17 protein-coding genes are annotated in these 16,291 nt (G+C 76.0%); 11 read left to right on the top strand and 6 right to left on the bottom strand.

What is annotated here, in order from left to right; all coding sequences use genetic code 11:
* The first annotated feature begins 121 nt into the window (after positions 1-121).
* From OG335_RS10890 to OG335_RS10855, 8 genes are all read left to right on the top strand, one after another.
* On the top strand, positions 122-1,072 hold the full coding sequence (locus OG335_RS10890; RefSeq protein ID WP_405010871.1) for an ABC transporter permease: 951 nt from the start codon (positions 122-124) through the stop codon (positions 1,070-1,072).
* Positions 1,069-1,911, top strand: coding sequence for an ABC transporter permease (locus OG335_RS10885; RefSeq protein WP_405010870.1), 843 nt, complete (start codon positions 1,069-1,071; stop codon positions 1,909-1,911). The genes OG335_RS10890 and OG335_RS10885 overlap by 4 nt, the downstream gene beginning before the upstream one ends.
* Positions 1,908-2,687 (top strand): ABC transporter ATP-binding protein, encoded by a 780-nt coding sequence (locus tag OG335_RS10880; RefSeq protein ID WP_405010869.1) that lies wholly within the window; start codon positions 1,908-1,910, stop codon positions 2,685-2,687. The genes OG335_RS10885 and OG335_RS10880 overlap by 4 nt, the downstream gene beginning before the upstream one ends.
* Entirely contained in the window at positions 2,684-3,562 is an 879-nt protein-coding gene (locus OG335_RS10875) for an ABC transporter ATP-binding protein (RefSeq protein WP_405010868.1), read from the top strand. The genes OG335_RS10880 and OG335_RS10875 overlap by 4 nt, the downstream gene beginning before the upstream one ends.
* A 59-nt stretch (positions 3,563-3,621) precedes the next feature.
* Positions 3,622-5,250, top strand: a complete 1,629-nt coding sequence (locus tag OG335_RS10870) for an ABC transporter substrate-binding protein (RefSeq protein ID WP_405010867.1) — start codon at positions 3,622-3,624, stop codon at positions 5,248-5,250.
* Between the two features lie 72 nt (positions 5,251-5,322).
* Complete coding sequence (locus OG335_RS10865; RefSeq protein WP_405010866.1) at positions 5,323-6,348, top strand: LLM class F420-dependent oxidoreductase; 1,026 nt, start codon at positions 5,323-5,325, stop codon at positions 6,346-6,348.
* Between the two features lie 87 nt (positions 6,349-6,435).
* Positions 6,436-7,530 (top strand): LLM class flavin-dependent oxidoreductase, encoded by a 1,095-nt coding sequence (locus OG335_RS10860; RefSeq protein WP_405010865.1) that lies wholly within the window; start codon positions 6,436-6,438, stop codon positions 7,528-7,530.
* 150 nt (positions 7,531-7,680) lie between these two features.
* Complete coding sequence (locus tag OG335_RS10855; RefSeq protein WP_405015355.1) at positions 7,681-8,649, top strand: PfkB family carbohydrate kinase; 969 nt, start codon at positions 7,681-7,683, stop codon at positions 8,647-8,649.
* A gap of 40 nt (positions 8,650-8,689) precedes the next feature.
* Here OG335_RS10855 and OG335_RS10850 read toward each other — a convergent pair whose 3' ends face one another.
* A complete protein-coding gene (locus OG335_RS10850; RefSeq protein WP_405010864.1) occupies positions 8,690-9,067 on the bottom strand; it encodes an HGxxPAAW family protein in 378 nt (125 codons plus the stop codon).
* Positions 9,068-9,180: 113 nt separating this feature from the next.
* Here OG335_RS10850 and OG335_RS10845 point away from each other — a divergent pair, with 113 nt between their 5' ends.
* Both OG335_RS10845 and OG335_RS10840 read left to right on the top strand, forming a co-directional pair.
* Complete coding sequence (locus tag OG335_RS10845) at positions 9,181-9,663, top strand: MarR family winged helix-turn-helix transcriptional regulator (RefSeq protein ID WP_405010863.1); 483 nt, start codon at positions 9,181-9,183, stop codon at positions 9,661-9,663.
* A gap of 104 nt (positions 9,664-9,767) precedes the next feature.
* Positions 9,768-11,114, top strand: coding sequence for a serine hydrolase domain-containing protein (locus OG335_RS10840; protein ID WP_405010862.1), 1,347 nt, complete (start codon positions 9,768-9,770; stop codon positions 11,112-11,114).
* A 66-nt stretch (positions 11,115-11,180) separates the two neighbouring features.
* Here OG335_RS10840 and OG335_RS10835 read toward each other — a convergent pair whose 3' ends face one another.
* Positions 11,181-11,546 (bottom strand): hypothetical protein, encoded by a 366-nt coding sequence (locus OG335_RS10835; protein ID WP_405010861.1) that lies wholly within the window; start codon positions 11,544-11,546, stop codon positions 11,181-11,183.
* Between the two features lie 95 nt (positions 11,547-11,641).
* Between OG335_RS10835 and grpE the strand changes: the two genes are divergently transcribed.
* Positions 11,642-12,088, top strand: a complete 447-nt coding sequence (gene grpE, locus OG335_RS10830) for a nucleotide exchange factor GrpE (RefSeq protein ID WP_405010860.1) — start codon at positions 11,642-11,644, stop codon at positions 12,086-12,088.
* A 41-nt stretch (positions 12,089-12,129) separates the two neighbouring features.
* Here the strand turns inward: grpE and OG335_RS10825 are convergent, their stop codons facing one another.
* The 4 genes from OG335_RS10825 to OG335_RS10810 form a co-directional block, all read right to left on the bottom strand.
* Positions 12,130-12,573 (bottom strand): hypothetical protein, encoded by a 444-nt coding sequence (locus OG335_RS10825; protein WP_405010859.1) that lies wholly within the window; start codon positions 12,571-12,573, stop codon positions 12,130-12,132.
* Positions 12,574-12,736: 163 nt separating this feature from the next.
* Complete coding sequence (locus OG335_RS10820; RefSeq protein ID WP_405010858.1) at positions 12,737-14,206, bottom strand: phytoene desaturase family protein; 1,470 nt, start codon at positions 14,204-14,206, stop codon at positions 12,737-12,739.
* A 100-nt stretch (positions 14,207-14,306) separates the two neighbouring features.
* Positions 14,307-15,194: an ABC transporter permease gene (locus OG335_RS10815; RefSeq protein ID WP_405010857.1), complete on the bottom strand. Its 888-nt coding sequence runs from the start codon at positions 15,192-15,194 to the stop codon at positions 14,307-14,309.
* Complete coding sequence (locus tag OG335_RS10810; RefSeq protein WP_405010856.1) at positions 15,191-16,225, bottom strand: ABC transporter ATP-binding protein; 1,035 nt, start codon at positions 16,223-16,225, stop codon at positions 15,191-15,193. Before OG335_RS10810 ends, OG335_RS10815 begins: the two co-directional genes overlap by 4 nt.
* Between the last annotated feature and the right edge of the window lie 66 nt (positions 16,226-16,291).

Raw genomic sequence — 16,291 nt, 5'->3', positions numbered from 1 at the left:
CGCCACCGCGGAACCCGCACCCGCAGCCGCACCACCTCCGGAAGGACACCCCGCACATGCCCGCCCCCGCCGCCCGGCACACCGCCGGCCCGCCCGGCCCACCGCGCCGGAGGGCCGACGGGTGAGCCGGTTCCTGCTGCGCCGGCTGCTGCTCGCCGTGCCGACCCTGCTCGGCGTGACCGTGGTGGTGTTCGCGACCGTCGCCCTCGTGCCCGGCGACCCGCTGGCGGCCTTCCTCGGCCCCGGCGCCCCACCGGAGGCCCGTACCGAACTCGCCGAACGCCTCGGCCTGAACAGCCCGCTGCCCGTCCGCTACGCCGTCTGGCTGCGCCACGCGTTCGGCGGCGACCTGGGCACCTCGATCTCCGGCCAGCGGCCGGTCGCCGACCTGCTGGTGCCCGCGCTCGGCCAGACCCTCACCCTCACCGCCGCCGCCTTCCTGCTCGTGGTCGTGGGCGGCGTGCTGCTCGGCGGGGCCGGTGCGCTGCGGCCCCGCGGCCCGCTGGGACGGGCCTCCGGCGCGCTCTCCACGCTCGCCGTCTCCGCGCCGCAGTACTCCGTCGCGCTGCTCCTGATCGCGGTGCTGTCGGTGAAGCTGCGCTGGCTCCCGGCGGGCGGCACGCACGACGTCTTCGGCGACGGCGGCCCCGCCGACCTCGCCCGGCACCTCGTGCTGCCCGCCGTCGCCGCCGCGCTGGTGCCGCTCGGCCTCACCGCCCGCGTGTTCCGGGCCGCGCTCGGCACCGTGCTCGCGGGCGACCTCGCCGACGGCCTGCGGGCCCGCGGCCTGGGCCGGGTCGCCGTGCTGCGGCACTGCGTGCACAACGCGCTGCCCGCCCTGCTGACCATCGGCGGCCTGCAACTCGCCTACCTGCTCGAAGGGGTGGTCTTCGTCGAGACGCTCTTCGCCTGGCCCGGCCTGGGCCGGCTGCTGTACGACGCGCTCGCCGCCCGCGACCTGCCGCTGATCCAGGGCGGGGTGCTGGTGGTGGCCACCGCGTTCGTCGGCGTCAACATCCTCGTCGACACCGCCCACGCGGCGCTCGACCCGCGCACCAGGAGCCGGCGGTGAGCCGGGCCGCGCTGCGCCACGCGGGCGTCGCCGTGCCCGCCGCCCTCGCCGTGCTGCTCCTCGTGCTGGCCGTCGCCGCGCCGCTCGTCGCGCCGTACGACCCGGCGGCCGGGCACCTGCAGGACCGGCTGCTCGACCCGGGCAGTCCCGGGCACCTGCTCGGCACCGACGGGCAGGGCCGCGACCTGCTCAGCCGCCTGCTGTGGGGCGCCCGCACCTCGCTCACCGGCGGTCTGGTGCCGGTCGCGGTCGCCACCGCCGCCGGCACCCTGCTCGGCATCGTCGCGGGCCTCGGCGGCCGGGTCACCGAGCACGCCCTGCTCCGCTCGCTCGACGTGCTGTACGCCTTCCCCGGCGTGCTCCTGGCGATCGCGGTGGCGACCCTGCTCACGCCCGGCCTCGGTGCCACGGTGCTGGCGCTGTCCGTGGTGCTCACGCCCGCCGTCGCACGGGTCGCGTTCACGGAGGTGCAGCGCATCCGCACGGCGGAGTACCTGGAGGCCGCCCGGGTCAGCGGCGCCGGCCGGCTCGACCTGGTGCTCCGCCAGGTGGTGCCGGTGGTCGCGCCGGTGGTGCTGGTGTACGCGTCGTCACTGGTCGGCCTGGCCGTGGTGTACGCCGCCGGGCTGTCGTTCCTGGGCCTGGGCGTGGCGCCGCCGGCCGCCGAGTGGGGCGCGATGCTCGACGAGCTGCGGCCGAGCCTGTTCACCCACCCGTGGGTGGCCGTGCTGCCGGGGCTGGCGATCCTCGCCGTCTCGGTCGTCTTCAACACCCTCGGCGAGTCGCTCCGCAGCCGGATCGGCGACAGCGGCGCCCTGCTCCCGGAGGGCACCCGATGAGCCTGCTGGAGATCGACGGCCTCACGGTCACCCACGGCGGCGGCGTCCGCGCGGTGGACGGCGTCTCGCTGGCCCTGGAGGCGGGCGGCGCGCTGGTGCTGCTCGGCGAGTCGGGCAGCGGCAAGACGACCGTCGCCCGGAGCGTCCTGGGCCTGCCCGGCCGCGGCGCGACCGTCACCGGACGGGTCCGGCTGGACGGCACCGACCTGCTCGCCCTCGACGAACGCGCGCTCTCGCGGGTGCGGGGCCGCCGTATCGGCTACGTCCCGCAGGACCCGGCCGCCGCGCTCGACCCGCTGCGGCGGATCGGCCCGCAGATCGCCGAGGTGCTGCGCCGCCACGGGGTGGCCGGCACCCGCAGGGCCGCCCGGGCGGACGCCGTGCGCCTCCTCGCGACCGCGGGCGTGCCCGACCCGGAGCGGGTGGCCCGGGCCTACCCGCACGAGCTCTCCGGCGGCCTGCGGCAGCGGGCGGCGATCGCCGTCGCGGTCTCCTGCGGGCCCGAGCTGCTCATCGCCGACGAGCCCACCACCGCGCTGGACGCCCTCGTCCGCGGCCGCATCCTCGACCTCTTCGCGACCCTGCGGGCCGACTGCGGGATCGCGGTGCTGCTCGTCACGCACGACCTCGCGGCGGCCCGCCGGACGGGCGGCGAGGTGGCGGTGATGCGCGACGGCCGGATCGTCGAGCACGGGCCCACCGACCGGGTGCTGGACGGCCCGGGGCACGCCTTCACCGCGGCCCTGGTCGCCGCCGAACCGGGAGCACGCCGATGACCGACCACCACGGCGCCGGCCTGCTGCCCCGCCACGCCGACGGCAGCGCCCCGCTCCACGACGCCGACGGCACCGCGCTGCCCCGCCGGCCCGACGGCAGCCCGCTGCTCCGTGTCGACAAGGCGACGAAGCGGTACGGCTCCGAGACGGCCCTCGACGGGGTCAGCCTCACCGTCGCCCCCGGCGAGACCGTCGGCCTCGTCGGCGAGTCCGGCTCCGGCAAGTCGACCCTCGCCCGGCTCGCCCTCGGACTCCTCGCCCCCGACGGCGGCTCCGTGCGCTTCGCCGGCCACGACCCGTACCGGCTGCGCGGCCGTCGCGACCGCGCCGTCCGCGCCCGGCTGCAGTTCGTGCCGCAGCACCCGCGCGGCTCGCTCAACCCCGCCCTGCGGGCGGGCGAGGCCGTGGCGTCCGCACTGCGCCTGCACGGCACCCCGCGGGGCGAGCGCGCCGAGGGCGTCGCCCGGCTCCTGCGGCAGGTCGGCCTCGACCCGGCGCTCGCCCGCCGCTACCCGCGCGAGCTCTCCGGCGGCCAGCTCCAGCGGGTCGCCGTGGCCAGGGCCCTGGCCACCCGCCCCGACCTGGTGGTCTGCGACGAGCCGACCTCCGCCCTCGACCGCAGCGTCCAGGCCCGGCTGCTCGACCTGCTCACCGAGCTCCAGGAGAGCCAGGGCCTCGCCTACCTGTTCATCTCCCACGACCTCGCCGTCGTGCGGCACCTGGCCCACCGGGTGCTCGTGCTGCGGCGCGGGCGGGTGCTGGAGGAGGGCCCCGCGGCCGACCTCTGGGACGCCCCCGCCCACCCCTACACCCGGGCGCTGCTCGACGCCGCGACCGGGCGCACCACCGGACACACCGGCACCACCCTCACCTGACACACCCGCACCGCCGTCACCCGGCACACCGGCACCACGAGACCGAACGAGGAATCACCATGACGCACCACCCGCTCCGCGCCGTCCGCTCCAGAACCGCCGCGCTGCCGGCCGCCGCAGCCCTGCTGCTCGCGGCCACCGGCTGCGCCTCAAGCGGCACGGCCACCGGCGCGGGCGACGCGGCCGGCGGCGACCACGGCGGCACCCTGGTCGTCGGCGCCACCGGCAAGCTGCCCAACCCCGACACCGTCATCGGCGGCGCCGGGTTCGAGGGCAAGCGGCTCGTCAGCTTCCAGATCTACGAGGGCCTCACCCGCTACGAGCTGCTCAAGGACACCGACAAGCCGCCGGCGGTCACCGGCGCCCTCGCCGAGTCCTGGCAGGTCGCCGCCGACGCGAAGACCTGGACGTTCACCCTCCGCAAGGGCGTCACCTTCCAGGACGGCACGCCCTTCGACGCCGACGCGGTCGTCTTCAACCTCGACCGCTACCTGAACAAGAAGAGCCCCGAGTACACCGACGCGCTCGGCGCCGCCGCCAAGGAGTACGCCGGCGGCATCACCTCGTACCGCAAGACCGACGCCGAGCACATCGAGCTCGTCACCAAGGACCCCAACGGCCACTTCCCCGAGGACCTGGCGCACGTGCTCATCGCCAGCCCCACGGCGGTGAAGAAGACCGGCTCGGCGAACTTCTCCCAGCACCCCGTCGGCACCGGCCCGTTCGCCTTCTCCTCGCAGACCGAGGGGCAGCAGATCGAGCTCGTCGCCAACAAGACCTACTGGCGGGGCGCCCCCAAGCTCGACAAGCTGATCGTCAAGTCGCTGCCGGACGCCGCCGCCCGCACCGCGGCCCTGCGCTCCGGCGGCGCCAACTGGATCGAGTACCCCAACCCCGACGACATCGACAGCCTCAAGGCCGACGGGGTGCAGATCGCCACCAACAGCTACGACCACCTCTGGTACTGGATCCTCGACACCACCAAGGCGCCGTGGAGCGACCCCCGGGTGCGCCGGGCCGCCAACTACGCGATCGACCGCAAGGCCATCGCCGAGAAGCTGCTGCACGGCACCGCCGACCCGGCCTACCAGGCGGCGCCCCGCGCCACCGGCGCGTACGACCCGGCGGGCGACACCTACTCCTACGACCCGGCCAAGGCCAAGCAGCTGCTCGCCGAGGCCGGAGTCGCGGGCGGCTTCTCGACCTCGGTGACGGTGCCCACCGGCGGCTCCGGCAACCTGCTGCCGGTGCCGATCGCCGAGGCGCTCCAGCGTGACCTCGCGGCCGTCGGCATCAAGGTGGAGCTCCGCACCACCGACTGGTCGACGCTGATCGGCGCCGAGGCCAAGGGCCAGGTGGCCCTCGGCTCGGACGCCATCGCGCAGTCCACCACACTCTTCCAGTCGGAGGCGCTGCTGCCGCTCTTCATCGGCTCCAAGAGCCCCTTCTGGACCGGCCACTACGCCAACCCGCAGGTCGACACGCTGCTGCAGACCGCCGCCGCCTCGCCCGACCGCGACAAGCGCCAGGGCGACTACCGCAAGGCGCTCGGCCTCGTCACCCAGGACGCCCCCTGGCTGTTCGTCGTCAACGACCGCAACCCGCGGGCCCTCTCGCCCAAGGTGCAGGGCCTCGTCCAGCCGCAGTCGTGGTTCCTCGACCTGACGACGGTCAGCGTCAAGGCCTAGGCCCCGGACGGCAGTTCCCGCCGGGCCCAGGCCCGTACGCACCCCGAAGCACCCAGGAAGGACGGCCGACCCGTGACCGCCCCGTACGCACCCCACAGCCGCACCGAGGCCGCACCGCCGAAGTGGGGCATCACCCTCCCGCTGCCGGGACTCACCATCGACCGGCACCGCTTCCTCGTCGAGCGGCTCCCCGACCTCGGCTACACCGACGTCTGGAGCGCGGAGGGCGGCGGCACGGACGCCTTCACCCCGCTCGCCGCCACCGCCGCGTGGTCGCCGTCGCTGCGGATCGGCACCGGCATCGTGCCGGTGCACACCCGCGGCCCGGCGGTGCTCGCCCAGACCGCCGCCACCCTCGCCCAACTCGCGCCCGGGCGGCTGCTGCTGGGCATCGGCGCCTCGGTGCCGGCGCACGTCACCGACATCAACGGCATCCCGTTCGACGAGCCGTTCAAGCGCACCCGGGACGTCCTGCGGTTCGTCACCCGTGCGCTGCGCGGCGAGCACATCGCCGGTGACTTCGACACCTTCTCGATCACCGGCTACCGGCTCCCGCACCCGCCCGCCGACCCCGTCAAGGTGATCCTCGGTGCGCTGCGGCCCGGCATGCTGCGGCTCGGCTTCAACGAAGGGGACGGCGCGATCACCAACCTGCTGTTCCCGCACGACGTCCCGAAGATCCTGGACGCCGTCGGCCCGCAGCCGCCCGGCAAGGAGCTCGTCGTCAAGGTCTTCGTCTGCCCGACCGAGGACACCGACTACGCGCACCGCGCCTCACGGCCGTTCCTCGCCTGGATCCTCAACCGCGAGCCCTACCGGAAGTTCCACGAGTGGCTGGGCCACGGCGAGCTGCTCGCGGAGACGCACCGGCTCTGGGCGTCCGGCGACCCGGAGGGCGCACAGAAGGCCCTGCCCGACGAGGTCGTCGACGGGCTGTTCATCAGCGGCTCCCCGGAGGAGTGCCGCGAGCGCATCCTGCAGTACCACCGGCCCGGCGTCACGACGATCCAGCTGTACGTGTCGCTGCCGCCGGAGGTCTTCGTCAGCCGGGCCCGGCTGCTCGACACCCTCGCCCGGCTGGGCCCCGCCGCCGGCTGACCCCGTCCGGGCAGCCCGGCGGCCACCCCTCGCCGCCGGCCGGGCACACCCCGGCCGGCGGCCCCCACGACGTGCGGAGGCACACCCATGGACCTGGAGATCCGCGGCGGCGTCCGCGCCGCCCCCGTACCCGGACGCACCCCGCAGGAACGGCAGGCCCTGCGGTACGCGCCCGACCCGCGCGACCGCACCGCCGACCCCGGCCACGTGGCCCGCAGCGCGCGGGAGAACGAGGAGGACGGCTTCGACAGCGCCCTCGTCGTGCAGTCCAGCTCCTGGCCCGACCCCTGGCTGGTGGCCGGCTGGGCGCTCGCCGCCACCGAACGGCTGCGGGTGTCCGTCGCCCACCGCGCCGGCACCACCGCGCCCACCGCCGCCGCCCGCTCCCTCGCCACCCTGGACAGGCTCTCCGGCGGCCGGGCCTCCGCCCACGTCATCGTCGGATCCAGCGACCTCGACGTCGCCCGCGACGGCGACCTGCTCGACAAGGCCGACCGCTACCGGCGGGCCGGCGAGTACCTCGAACTCCTGCACCGCTACCTGACGACCCCCCACGGCATCGACTTCGACGGCGAGTTCTACACCCTCCGCGACGCCCGCCCGGGCCTCCGCCCGGCACCCGGCGGCGAACTCCTCTCCTTCGGCGGCTCCTCCCCGCAGGGCGTCGAACTCGCCGCCCGCTGGGCCGAGGTGTACGCCGTGTCGCCCCTGCCGCTGCCCGACACCCGCCGCCGCATCGCCGAGGTCAGGGCCGCGGCCGCCGTGCACGGCCGCACCCTGCGGATCTGGCGGCACGTCACCGTCGTCCTCGACGACACCGACACCGCCGCCCGCGACCGCGTCGGACGGCTCCGCCGCGACGCCCTGCGGCTCACCTCCGGCGCGGACGCCGCCCGCTGGACGGACGGCGTGGCCCTCGACCGTGACCGCGAGCGCGGCCGCTCCGACCCGCAGGCCGGTGCCGCCCAGGTCGCCGCGTACGTCCGCCGCTCGCTCGCCGCCGCCTACACGGGCTCGCCGGAGACGGTCGCCGCGCGGATCGGCCTGCTCCGCTCCGCCGGCGTCGACATCGTGCAGCTCGACCTGCCGACCGAGACCGAGCACGACCGCGCACTGCGCCGGGAGCTCGTCGCCCGGCTCCGGCACGGCGCCCGCATCCCCGCCGTCCGCCGCGGCTGGTAGCCCCGGCCCGTCCACGCCGCCGAACCAGGAGCACCCATGCCCACGCCCACGCCCCCGTCGACGCCCTCGCCCGACGCCCGCCGTCCCGCCCCGCTGCACGACCCGGAGGGGCGCATCGTCGTCAGCGGGTCGATCGCCACGGACCACCTGATGACCTTTCCCGGTGCGATCGCCGAACAGCTCCTCCCCGACGAGCTCGACCGGGTCTCGCTGTCGTTCCTCGTCGACGGCCTGGAGATCCGCCGGGGCGGGGTCGGCGCCAACATCGCGCTCGGCCTGGGCCGCCTCGGCCTCGCCCCGGTGCTCGTCGGCGCGGCCGGATCCGACCACGCCGGCTACGACGCCCTGCTGCGGGACGGCGGTGTCGACACCTCCGGCGTGCTGACCGTGCCCGACCTGCTGACCGCACGGTTCCTCTGCACCACCGACCGCGACCAGAACCAGATCGCCTCGTTCTACCCCGGCGCCATGACCCGGGCGGCGACCATCGACCTCGCGGACGTCCTGGCCCGCACCGGGCCCGCGCGGATCGTCCTGGTCGGCCCCGACGACCCGGAGGCGATGCGGGTGCGCACCGAGGAGTGCCGGGCCGCGGGCATCCCGTTCGCCGCCGACCCCTCGCAGCAGCTCGCCCGCCTCACCGGCGCGGAGGCCCTCGACCTCGTCCGGGGTGCGGAGGTGCTGTTCACCAACGCGTACGAGCGGGAGCTGCTCCTGCAGAAGACCGGCCTCGCCGCGGACGAGGTGCTGCGGCAGGTCGGCAGCTGGGTGACGACCCTGGGGGCCGACGGCGTGCGCATCGAGCGCCGGGGCGAGCCGGACGTCCGTACCTCCCCGCCCCCGGAGCGGCTGAGGGCCGACCCGACCGGGGTCGGCGACGCCTTCCGCGCCGGCTACCTGGCCGGGACGGTCTGGCGCCTGCCCACGCTCGTCGCCGCCCGGGTCGGCTGCCTCCTCGCCACCCTCGCCCTGGAGGCCGTCGGCACCCAGGAGTACGTCCTCGATCCGGCGGACTTCCTGCGCCGCCTCGCCGACGCCTACGGCCGCGACACCGCCGATCTCGTCGGCCCGCACCTGGCGTCCGTGCGGGTGCCGGAGGCGCTGCCCGCAGGGCGCTGACGCAGGCCGGCCGGCGCTGCCCGGCACGGCCGGCAGCCCCTCAGCCCCGTACGGCCCGCCCCGCGATGCGGCGGCGGGCCGTCGCCGTCCGCGGCCCGGGTGCCGCCTGCGGGCGGGGGCGGCGCCCGGCGAGGCGGCAGCCGAGGCAGTCGGGGTGACCGTGCCGGGCGGCGGTGTCCCGGTGGCGCCAGTGGCGGCCGGCGGCCGGCCGGGGGCCGGTGGGCTTGCCCCACCCCGCGAGGTGCAGCAGCCAGCTCGCGAGGGCGGCGGCCGGGAGGGCCGCCAGGCCCAGGAGGAGCCAGGTGGCGGAGCCGGCCGCGAAGGCCGTGCCGGCCACCGCCGTGCCGGCGATGGCGAGCAGGGATCCCGTCCAGCCCGCCACGGTGTGCCCCATGTCGTGGTCGCCGTGTGCGCTCATGTGTCCTCGTTTGGTGTGATGGTGCCGCTGCGGTCCGTGCGGGCCCGTACGGGGTGCCGCGGCGAAAGGTTTATCTCACGTCCTAAGTAACTTAGATGCTAAGGAGATGTGCCGTGGAGGGCAAGCCCCGCCCGACGGCAACCCCCGAGCAGGCGCTGTACGCGATGGACCGGCTGATCGCGCTCGCGCAGTTCGGCCAGCAGGACATCGCGGCGCGGCTGGGGCTCAACGTCACCGACCTGACCTGCATCGGCTTCCTCATGGAGGCCGAGGCGGCCGGGCAGTCGCTCGCCGCCGGCGACCTCGCCGAACGCGCCCACCTCACGACGGGCGCCGTCACCGGCGTGCTCAACCGCCTGGAGCGCGCCGGCTACGCCCGGCGGCAGGCCGACCCCGCCGACCGCCGCCGCGTCCGGGTGGTGATGGAGCCCACCGCGCAGCAGCGCATCCTCCAGGTCTACGGCCCGTTCTACGCCCGACTCGGCGGCCTCGTCGCCGACTACGGCCCGGACGAGGTCGCCGTCCTCGCCGACTGGTTCGGCCGGGCGCGGGCCCTCATGCAGGAGTCGCTCGACGAGATCCGCGGCGACGGCTGACCGCGCCGGGCAGCGGCCGGGGGCCGTCGGACAGGGCCAGCGGCATGACGGGGACGGCCTCTGGGCTGGAGCCCGGCAGGGCGGTCGGGGAGGGGCGGGACGGCATGGTGCACGGGCTCGACGAGGTCTGCGGCCGCGCCCTGGCCGAGCACGGCTGCCCGTCCGTCTCCGTGGCCGTGGCCGAACGCGGCAGGGTCGTCCTCGCCCGCGCGTACGGCACGGCCGACCCCGCCACCGGACGCCCGGCCACCCCCGGCACCGCGTACCCGCTGGCCTCCGTGACCAAGCCGATGACCGCCACCGCCGTCTGCGCCGCCGCCGACGACGGCCTGCTCGACCTCGACACCCCCGTGCCCCGCACCCTCGGCGAGTTCGGCGACGGCCCCGCGCCGACCCCGCGGCAGCTGTTGCAGCACCGCGGCGGCCTCGGCGCGTACTACGACTGGGACTACGGCGACGGCGCCCCGCTGCCCGACGCGGACCGCTACACCGTGCTGCACCGCGCGCCCGGCTCCGGCTTCGAGTACGCCAACCTCGGCTACCGGGTGCTCGGGCGGCTGCTGGAGCTGCGCACCGGACGGCCGGCGGCGGCCTTCGTCCGGGAGCGGGTCCTCGCCCCGCTCGGCCTCACCGGCAGCCACCTCGGCCGGACGTACCCCGGCCCGGCGCCTGCCGCCGCACGGCACACCGCGGACGGCCGCCGCTACCCCGACACCCTCGACTGCAGCCACCCCGGCGCCACCCTCGGCTGGGCGCCCGCCGGCGAACTCGCCCTCTTCGCGCAGACCTACCCGCGGCTGCTCGCGCCGGACACCGCCGCGGCCGTGGCCGACGCGCCCCCGATCACCGGCCACGTCGGCTACGGGCTCGGCTGGGTCGTCTCCACCGCCCCCGGCCCGGTCGTGCACAGCCACGGCGGCGGCGGCCCCGGCACCGCGGCGATGCTGGTCTCCGTGCCCGCCCGCGAACTGTCGGTGGCCGTGCTGACCAACAGCACCGACAAGGGCGCCCGCGACGCCGTCCTCCGGCACCTGCTCCCCGCCCTCGTGCCCGGCCACCGGCCGGAGCTGATCCAGCCGTACGCCGCGGACCCGCCCCGCCCGCACCGACTGCCCGAAGGCACCTGGACCGGACGCGTCGCCGCCCCCGAACGCGACGTGCCCGCCCGGCTGCGGGTGCTGCCCGGCGGCCGCATCACCCTCCGGCTGGACGGCCCCGGCGGCCCGGAGGCCACCGCCCCCGCGACCGCCTCCGCGACCCGGGACCTCCAGGCGGCCCTGCCGCTCCAGCTCCCCACCGCCGACGCCCGGATCAGCAGCCCCTCCCTGCTGCTGGCCCTGACCCTGCACGAGGGACGGCTCACCGGCACCGCCTGCGCCTACAAGGACGGCGACCGGGAGGGCCGGCTCGGCAACCTCATCGGCCAGCCGTGCGCGTTCCGTCCGGAGTGACCCCGGGTCGCTGCCGGGGTCGGTGCCGGGTCGGCGCCGGGGTGCGGCGAGACGCTCCGTCGCAGGTCAGGTCCGTTCGGTGTGCCTCTCCTGCAACCGCGCCGAACTCGGCAGCGGTGGTGCGGCGTGCCGCTCCGGACGGTGGGCCGCCCGGTCCTCGACCCGGTGCCGCGGCTCCCCGGCCGGGCCCGGGGCGACCGGCACCAGCCGCCGGGCCACCAGGTGCCCCACCCAGTGGCGCCCGCACTCGGGGCACGGCGCCCCGCCGTCCGGGGTGTAGGGAGACGTCGCGCCGATGCCGTCGTGGGAGAAGTACTCCCAGTCGGTGCCGTCGTCGTCCTGGTAGTGCTGCACCTCGAAATCGACGCTCCAGTGGTGCCAGCACTGTCCACAGGTGAACTCGACCCGCTCCACGGCCAGTTCGGTGATCATCGCGCCTACCTCCCTGCCTCGGCCCTTGACAAGCACTCTCACCCGAATTATCCCGGTTTCAGGGGCTGTGGTCACCGTCCGGAGGAGATCCGCCCGTGGCACACTCGGCCGGCGACGGCGAAGGCCCGTCCGACGGGCCCGGAGCCGACCTGCGCCGGATCAAGGCCGAGTACGACAACTACCGCCGCCGCGTCCACCGCGACCGCCTCGCCGTCCGCGAGATCGCCGTCGTCAACGTCCTCATCCGGCTCCTCCCAGTCCTGGACGCCCTCGACCGCGCCCGCGCCGCCGGCGAGGTCGTCGACGGCTTCGGCGCCGTCGCCGACCTCCTGGAGGAGGAACTCGCCTCGCTCGGCCTGGAGTCCTTCGGCGAACCCGGCGAGGCCTTCGACCCCGTGCTGCACCTCGCCGTCGCGTACACCCGCTCGATGGTGGTCACCGGCCCGGTCTGCGTCGAGATCGTCCGCGCGGGCTACCGCGTCGGCGAGCACCTGCTGCGCCCGGCCGAGGTCGTGGTCGCGGAGCCGCCCCCGACGGGGTGAGCCGGCCGGGCGGCACTGCGTCCCGGGCGGGGCCCCTCCCGTCAGGCCCGGCCGACGGAGGTGCCCCGGACGGCCGCCCGCTCCGTACGGCGGATCGCCCAGGCGGCCGCCAGGGCGACGGCCGCACCCCCGAGGACGGGCACGGCGACGTACCACGTCCGGAACAGCATGTGCTCGCTCGCGGGGCTCATCAGCGCACTGACGAACCAGTACTGGACGGCGACCGCGGCCACGAAGGCCACGGCCGGACCGGTGGTCGTGCTCATCGCGAACCGCCGCGGCAGCACGCACAGCAGCAGGGCGGCGGCCAGCGAGACGACCGCGCCCGGAAGCGCCATGACGACCGCCCCCAGCGGTACTCCGCCCAGATCGCCGTAAACGACGGCAGCCGTGACCGCCCCCCAGGCCGCTCCGGCCGGTGCCCCGGCGATCATGGCCCGCCGTACCAGGTCTCCCCGCCAGGAATCGACCGGTGCTGCCGTCACGCCACCGACAGAAGACTCCGCCATTGCTCACTCCGATTCGTACGTACGGCCGGGTGGTCGTCGAACGGTACTGCGGCCGTCCGGCGGGCGACCGTCGGACAGCCCGTCGGATCGGCGCCGCCGGGTGCGTCGCGGTACGTCCCGCCTCGTCGCCGATGCGGCATCAGGCTCGCAGCAGCGCCAACGGGTCGGCGGTGATGCCGAAGCGCTGCCGCAGGGCGCGGCGTGCCGCGTGCAGGCCGGACATGCCGTGCACCCCGGGGCCGGGCGAGGTCGAGGAGGAGCACAGGTACACGCCGTCCAGCGGGGTCGCGTACGGGTCGACGGCGGGCAGCGGGCGGAACACCGTCTGCCGGAGCGACATCGCACCCCCGCCGATGTCGCCGCCCACGTAGTTCGCGTTGTACACCTGCTGGTCGGCGGCCGTGGTCACCGCCCGGGCCAGGACCAGATCGCGGAAGCCCGGGGCGAAGCGCTCGATCTGCCGCTCCACGGCGTCCCCCGCGTCGACCGTCGAGCCGTGCGGCACGTGCGCGTAGCTGTACAGCGTGTGCCGCCCCTCCGGCGCCCGGGTCGGATCGACCACGCCCGGCTGCACGGCCAGCACGTACGGACGGTCCGCGTGCCGGCCCGCCGCCACCTCCCGCTCGGCGGCCACCGTCTGCTCCCGGGTGCCCGCGAGATGCAGGGTGCCCGCCTGCGCCAGCGCCGGATCGGCCCACGGCACGGGCCCGGCGAGCGCGAAGTCGACCTTGCACGCCCCCGAGCCGTACCGGAACGACCGCAGGCGGCGGGCGTAGCCGTCCGGCAGGGAACGGCCGGCCACCCGGAGCAGGCCGGCCGGGGTCAGATCGAGCAGCACCGCCCGGGCGGGCGGCAGCTCGGCCAGCGATCCGACCCGGCGCCCGGTGACGATCCGGCCGCCGCGCGCCAGGAGTTCGGCCGCCATCGCGTCCGCGATCGCCTGGCTCCCCCCGCGGGGCACCGGCCAGCCGACGGCGTGCGCGAGCGAGGCCAGCAGCAGCGCCGCCCCCGCCGGGGCGAACGCGCGCGGCGGCGCGACCGCGTGCGCCGCGACCCCCGCCAGCATCGCCCGCGCCACCGGGCCGCGGAACCGCGCCGACCAGGCCGGGGTGCCGAACTCCGCGATCCTCAGACCCAGCCGGACCGCCGTGAGGGGATCGGCCGGCAGCGACCGCTGGTCCGACAGGGCGGCGTCCACCAGGCCCTGCCAGCGCTCCACGAGCGGGCCGAACAGCGAACGCCACGCCCGGCCGTCCGCGCCGAGCCGCTCCGCGGTGCGGTCGAGGTCGCGGTAGGCGATGCCCGCCGGGGCGCCGTCCAGCGGCTGCGCGTACGGCGCCTCCGGCTGCAGCAGTTCCACCCGCCCGGCCAGCCCGAACGCCCGGAAGAACGGCGAGGCCAGGGCCATCGGATGCGCCACCGAGCAGACGTCGTGCCGGAAGCCGGGCAGCGTCAGCTCGGCGGTTCGGGTGCCGCCGCCGACCGTGCCCGCCGCCTCGTACACGACGACCTCCAGCCCGGCGGCGGCCATCAGCAGCGCGGCGGCGAGACCGTTCGGTCCGGAGCCGACCACCACCGCGTCCACCCGGCCGCCCGCTGCCCGCCCCACCACGGCCACCTCGTCCCTCGTCGCGCGACCGGTGCGCCCCGGCCCCCGACCGCACTCTGTCACACCGCCAGGAACGCCCCGTGGACGTCCCCGGCCGCACTCACCCGTGGCGGGGCTCCCAGCGGAACAGCCGCCGGCCCAGCACCGTGGCGGCCGCCACCCACGCGGCGATCATCAGCAGCGAGGGGGCGGCGTGCAGCCACCCGTGCAGCAGGTCGAGCTCGGCGGGCGCCACGCCGCCCCAGGTCTCCGAACCGAACTCCCGGCCGAACCACGCCGTCCGAAGCCCCTCGACGACCGGGGCCAGCGGCAGCACGTGCGCAGGCCCGCGCAGCCACTCCGGCAGCGAGGCGAGCGGCGCCACGACACCACTGCCGAACATGCACAGCAGCAGCACCGGCGTCGCCACCATCGGCGCCGCCTCCGCACTCGGCGTCAGCCCGGACATCGCCACCGCCAGCACCGCGAAGAGCAGGTACCCGCCCACCAGCACCAGCAGGAACAGCAGCGGATCCGCCGGCAGCCGGGTGCCGAACCACAGCACCGACACGCCGCCCAGCACCAGCACCTGGAGCAGCACCACCGCGCCGCCCGCACCGATCTGGCCCGCGAAGATCGCCGTCGGCGGCACCTCGGTGCCGCGCAGGCGCTTCAGCACCAGGTCGTCCCGGCGCGCCACGACACCGTTCAGCAGGTTGATGAACGAGGTCACCAGCGCCAGGCCGATGAACCCGACCGTCGTGTAGCCGGCCGCGTCCACCCCCGCGATCTCCTTCCCCCGCAGCGGCGCCGCCACCACCAGGTTGAGCAGCACGGGAAGGAGGAATCCGATGAAGGTCGACCGCCGGTTGCGCCAGAACACCCGCCAGGACAGCAGGAACTGGCCGCGCGCGTAGTGTGCCCAGCCGATCGGGGCGTCGCCGCGCGCGTCCCGCGCGGTGCCCGCCGGGCGGGCGACGCCCGCGCCGGTACCCGTGATGCCGCTCATCGTGCGACCGCCCTTTCGTGTGCCGCCGGCACCGGCGCTTCCTGCGCCGGTGCACCCTGTCGCGATGCCTTCTGCTGCGGGGCCTTCAGCTGCGGGGCGGTCCCGCCGTGCGCCGCCAGCTCCAGGAAGACGTCCTCCAGGGAGGCGGAGCGCACCTCGATGCCGTCCAGCTCCACCGCCCGGCCCGCCGCCCAGGCGTGCAACGCGGCCAGCGCGGGCGCCGTACGCGGCACCGTGTAGACCGCGGTGGCACCCGTCAGGGTCGCCGACTCGCCCGTCACTGTGGGGAGTTCGCCGACGCGGACGCCCTCGGGCAGCGGGAAGGCGATCCGGGTGCCGTGGCCGGAGAGCACGTCGTCCACGGTGCCCGCGGCGGCGATCCGGCCCTGGTCCATGATGGCCACCCTGTCGGCCAACTGCTGTGCCTCGTCCAGGTAGTGGGTCGTCAGCAGGACGGTCGTGCCGGCCGCCTGGAGCTCCTTGACGAGACGCCAGGTCGTCCGCCGCGCCTCCGGGTCCATGCCCGTGGTGGGCTCGTCCAGGAAGAGCAGGTCCGGGCCGTTGAGCACCGCGAGCGCGAGGTCGAGGCGGCGCCGTTCACCACCGGACAACTGCCCGACCCGGGTGCCGGACCGGCCCGTCAGGCCGACCTGCTCCAGCACCTCCCCGGCCGGCCGCGCCCCGCCGATGAACGTCCGCCAGGAGTCGACCGTCTCCTGCACGGTCAACTCCTTGAAGAACCCGCCCTCCTGGAGCATCACCCCCGTGCGCCGCCGCACCTCGCGCCCCTGCGCGTACGGATCCAGACCGAACACCCGCACGGTGCCGGAACTCGGCCGGCTGTAGCCCTCCAGCACCTCCAGCGTCGTGGTCTTGCCGGCGCCGTTGGTGCCCAGCAGGGCGAAGAGCTCACCGCGGGCGACGGTGAAGGACACACCGCGCACCGCCTCGTAGTCGCCGTAGCTGCGGCAGAGGTCCCGCACTTCCACGGCCGGTTTCCCCGGAATGTTGGAGCTGATGGTGGATGTCATGGAATACAGCGTGAGGGTGCCGCTCTTTGAATGCAAGAGAGCAAGAAACCGCAGGTCAGAAGGTAT

This window comes from Kitasatospora sp. NBC_01539, from assembly GCF_045040525.1.
In the GTDB taxonomy this organism is placed as follows: Bacteria; Actinomycetota; Actinomycetes; order Streptomycetales; family Streptomycetaceae; genus Kitasatospora.
The sequence above is the reverse complement of the archived record's forward strand: the minus strand, read 5'-3'. Positions and strand labels throughout refer to the sequence as shown.